This is a genomic window from Mesorhizobium sp. M0848 (assembly GCF_040319805.1).
Classification (GTDB): domain Bacteria; phylum Pseudomonadota; class Alphaproteobacteria; order Rhizobiales; family Rhizobiaceae; genus Mesorhizobium.
Genome location: NZ_JAMYOM010000060.1, coordinates 1 through 4719 on the forward strand (window position 1 = coordinate 1; position 4719 = coordinate 4719).

Consider the following 4719-nt stretch of genomic DNA (forward strand, 5'->3'; position numbering starts at 1 on the left):
TTTGTGGCGACCATTGTTGGCTCCCGGGATTCCGACGGACGTCAAGCACGGGCACGAAGCCCATGACGTGAATTTTAGCAGCGTCAGATCAGCGTCGTTCGATGCTGTCCATCATGAAAGAGTCGGCAGTCGCCAAAGTGGTCTCACCAGGCGCCACCGGACGCCGAAGTACGCGAAAACGTCTTCAACGGTTCGTCTCGCGTCAACCAAACGAGCCATTCGTTGTCGTCTATGCCGTGCGCAGGCAAGTGCAGGACTGATCCGTGCGGCTCTCGATGCAGATAGCCGTAGCGATCGAATATGCCTTTTTCGATGCTCCAGCCGGCAACCAGCGCGTAAATGAAATCCGGCGACCATTTAGCCCATGCCAGTCCGAATGCAATGCGACCTATAGACGTAGAGAGTCCACGGCCTCTAAAATCCTCCCGCAACCAGAGGTCGCCACGATATGCCACCAGCCCCGGTTATGCCGCGCGCAGTGGGCGCGTTGCAGCGACCCGAGGAACCGGGCCCGGCTTTGAGGTTAGGATCCGCGAACCAGGCTCCGTGCGACCCAAGGTGCTCAGCAAGGTCTGTGTTCACGTTGCTATGCATGCCGATGCACCTTTTAACAATGCGCTGAACCTACCTGGCTTGTAGAGTTTCCGGGCAAGCACCGATACTACGGCATCTGGTAGTTGACGACATCTGGCCTGCTGCCGGGTTTTCGGAGAGTGGGAATGCAGAAAGGAAGTTCAGCCGCGAGTTCAAGCTTGCGAGAATGTGCTGCGCAAATGGGTGTGCGAGCTATCGGCCGATCCGCAGCCATGCCTTTCCCGGTCAGGGGCAGATGAAACCGGAACAGCAGGAGATCGACCGGTTGCGAAAGAGAAGTGGCGAAGCTGAAGGCGGAGCGCGAGTCCCAAAAAAACTGTCACGGGCCGTTGCCCACCTGCGCGCGGTAGAAACAGCCCATGCTCTCCTCGTACCTCGGAGGGTAGCGGCCGTCAGCTTTGGAGGCACAGTCCCCGTTAAAAAAACGTGGTCCATGGTACAGGCGAACTTGAGAGTGGTGACGCCGTCCCTGCGGCGATCCCGATTAGGAAGATGATGATGGCATAGCCCAGACCCTCGTGCCGACAATCGGATGGAGGATTTGCTATGCCCAAAAGACGACCGGTGACCGCCCGGAATTGAAGCCGATCAACGTTGGTGCGGCCGCCATCGACATTGGATCAAAATGCACATGGCCGCGGTCGACCTGCATTGACACGCCAGTACGTGCGTTCGGTACATTCACGCAGGATCTGCACGATCTGGCGGACTGGTTCAACCCGTGTGGCGTGACCAGTGTGACGATGGAACCCACTGGGGTCTATTGGATTCCGGCCTACGAGATTCTCGAGCAGCGCGGGTTCGAGGTCATTCTGGTCAATGCGCGTTACGCCAAGAACGTCCCTGGGCGCAAGACAGATGTGAGCGATGCCGCATGGCTGCGCCAGCTCCATTCCTAACGGTCTGTTACGCGGGAGCTTCCGCCCTGATGCCGAGATTGCGACCCTGCGCGCCTATTTGCGTCAACGGGAGCGGCTCGTGGAATACGCAGCGCCCACATTCAGCACATGCAAAAGGTCCTGATGGAGACGAAACTACAACTTCATCACGTCGCCTCCGACATTACCGGTGCGACCGGGATGCGGATTTATCCGGGCTATTGTCGCAGGCGAGCGCAATTCCGACGTCTTGGCGACCTACCGCGATGTGCCGCCATTCCTAATCGAGACAATCCGCGCCGCGCTGGTGGGCAACTATCGAGACGAACATGTCTTCGCGCTGACCCAGTGGCTGGAGCTCTACGACACCTACCAGGCCAAGATGCTTGACTGCGATCGCAAGCTGGAATCCTTAATAGCGGCGCTGACTGAGAAAGGGGCCAAGCCGGTCGGCAAGCTCTCCAGGCAGCGGGTGAAGATCAAGCAGGTCAATACACCATCGTTCGATGTGAGGACCGCTCTTTGGTCGATCGCATTGCATGTCTAGCCCGTCCTATTCATGAGCCTTGTGGTTGGAGCGCCGCTGAGCGTTCGGTCATGCAGGTATGAGGCGCCTTTTTCACCGCAACTGAGACTGGACTTTGGAACGCGCTGGAGGGTCAAGTTTGGGTTCGGCGGGGCCTTGATGCCCCGGCGCTCATGGTGCTGCGGGCTGAGCGTGAGAGCGATTTGTCGGAACAGGCTGGCCTCGGGACAGGCGGCGGCGAAGGCCAGGCGGATGCGCGAGACGGTTCGATGACGCGGGCGCCGAGCTTGAGGAGCCTGAGCCGCAGCGTGGCAAACTCGGCGTATCGGTTTTGGGCACCGCCTCGCGCAGGGTGAGCATCAGCCAGTATGCGGCGGTGTGGAGGACGAGGCACCTGGTTGGCAATCGGTGAGCGGCTGCTGGTGCGGTCGGAGGCAAGCTGGCTCTTGTGCATCTTGATCAGGTTTTCGGCCTCGCCACGGGCGCAGTAGATCACGTCGTAGAGATGCGCGGCGGAGCCTTTGTCGAGATTGGCGACGAGGAAGCGATGTGAGGCCGCGGGTGGTTGCCTCGACGCGGGCGCAGACGCGAGGTTGCGTCTTCCAGGATTTCGCCTGGTATCGGGTCTCGGCATAACCGCGCAGCACCGGCTTCTGCTCGAGCGCGCGGCGGCTGCGGATATCGTCGGCGGCTTCATCAACGAGACGCTGGAGAACCTTGTTACCCGGCAATCCGAAGAGGTAGTCGAGCGCATTGTTCTCGCACCAGGCCATGACCTCCATCCGGCCATTGTGGCCGTCGCCGCGGACCAGGATGCGCCGGACAAGCCGGCGCAGATGGCTGCGGATCTCCTTGCCCGTCGGGGTCTTGCCAGGACGCAGGATCACGGCGACCGGACGTCCGGTCGCGACGTCATAGATGTGGATCAGCAGGAAGCAGCGCTCGTCGTAATGGGCGTTGAAGCGCGAGACCGGATCGTGGATCGCACCGGCCAGCCTGTCGGCCAGTTGCACGCGTCGCTCGGCTGCCGGCCAAAAGCATGACGCCACCATCCGAGGTGATGCGTCCGCCGTCAAACGCAGCTGTGATCTTCTTGCGCCCAACGGCTGGAAATGAGAGCGGCAGCAACGTATCGTCGGTCATGGCGGGTGTGGCTCGCGAGATGTGGTGGCAGGGCTGGCTTGGACAACCGAATCCTAGGCCAAATCAATTGCTTAGGCTACATCCGCCAACCTCTCAGACGCGCCGTCGTGCATAAGACGGGCTAGAGCGCTGGACGTTCAGATTGAATTATGAGGATTGATCGGGATAGGGAACGCCTCGCGACGCCGCCCCTCCCACGCCACCGGGCATACGGGTCCGTATCACGGCGGTTCGATCGGATTAAGCTTTGGCAGAGACATGGAGTCGAGGGAGACCGAGAGACTCGAAGGACATGCGCCAAAATTCCGTCGGTGATGCAGCAGTTCCAAGGCAGCGCTGCGCCTCATGTAGAGGAGGATATAATGCAGAGCGTTTTTAGCTTGATGTCGCGCTGAAAGGCGGGTCGGCGAGAGCGGGCCGCGGTGGATCGCGACGGTGAGCTAAAAACGTGTTGGACTAAGCCGCCGGCACGGGTGTCCGCTATGGGTTTTAAATTGAGGCCGCAGCCATGAACAGGCATCGCGTGGCGGTGCGGATGCGGTCGCGGACGCGGCGATTGAAGGCGTTGCGTGCGCCCAAAGCAGCACGGATATCGGTTCGGGCATGTGAGGATCGGCGCCGCGCCCTGCCTGGGAGAGATTGCCGGTGATGACGGCGCACACTTTCGCGGGACCGGCTCAGTTGGCTTCCGAGCGGGCCCGCGCGATGCTGATGACAAGGAAGGCGGCGCCCCTGCTTCATGACGTATTCTGGTATGGCGGGCGTGCAGTGCCGTCGAATGTCTCGATGATGATCATCTGCCCATGATGACAGGCCGGGCATTGCCTGAGGGAATGCCCGGTGAGATCCTCGTAGCGGTCGCGGCAGTCCTTTGCGGATCGGCTGTCCGACGGCTCGGGAACCGCATGCCCAGCAGGTCGCGGCAGTGGGCGATCTTTTGCGCCCGTTGGCGATTGCCGAGGATGCCCTAATAGCGGATGTGATGAAAGCCCTCGGGCAGGACGTGTAACAGGAAGCGGCGCATAAACTCGTCGGCCGAGACGGCCATTACCTTTTGCCGATTGTCGTGCCGACAGTCCTTCCAGCGGAAACGAACGGCGTCATCCTCGATGTCGACGAAGCGGTTGCTGGAGATGGCGCGTGCCGCGCTCGCCAATGAGCTTCAACGCGAGTGAAGGGACCCAACCCATGGATCTCGGTCAGATCGACGCCAAGCACGCCGTATATTCGAGCGAAGGCGCATGGAGCCAATCTACTACACTTGACCATGACCTAAAAGAGTTCACCTGTTCGCCCGGTCCATCGATCGCCGTGAATGAAGATCCTCCCACAGTTCGTGAGTATTTCGCCGGATTTCCGCGAGTTTGAAAGAATTATGCCGAATTCCTGCCATTAGGGCGAATCTTTCGCGCAAACAGCCCATACGTCGCTGCTAGGTTCTATCAACGCCGGGGGGGTCGCATCGCAATAACGCCCACCGGCAGCCCAGGTCTGCAGGTTGCCAATTCGCAATAGATCGCCTCTATGAACAAGGATTGCCACTATGAGCAAGAAGTTTTCACCTTCGAGTGACGCAAG

4 pseudogenes are annotated in these 4719 nt (G+C 60.1%); 2 read left to right on the forward strand and 2 right to left on the reverse strand.

From position 1 onward, the window contains the following. Positions 1–756: 756 nt before the first annotated feature. Positions 757–908, forward strand: a pseudogene (locus NKH95_RS33515) (transposase); the annotation flags it as partial. Between the two features lie 225 nt (positions 909–1133). Beyond that, positions 1134–2004: pseudogene (locus NKH95_RS33520) on the forward strand (IS110 family RNA-guided transposase); the annotation flags it as partial. A 127-nt stretch (positions 2005–2131) separates the two neighbouring features. On the opposite strand, the pseudogene NKH95_RS33075 reads toward NKH95_RS33520, so the two are convergent. Both NKH95_RS33075 and NKH95_RS33525 read right to left on the reverse strand, forming a co-directional pair. Beyond that, positions 2132–3050: pseudogene (locus NKH95_RS33075) on the reverse strand (transposase). Positions 3051–3878: 828 nt separating this feature from the next. Continuing rightward, positions 3879–4279: pseudogene (locus tag NKH95_RS33525) on the reverse strand (transposase); the annotation flags it as partial. Between the last annotated feature and the right edge of the window lie 440 nt (positions 4280–4719).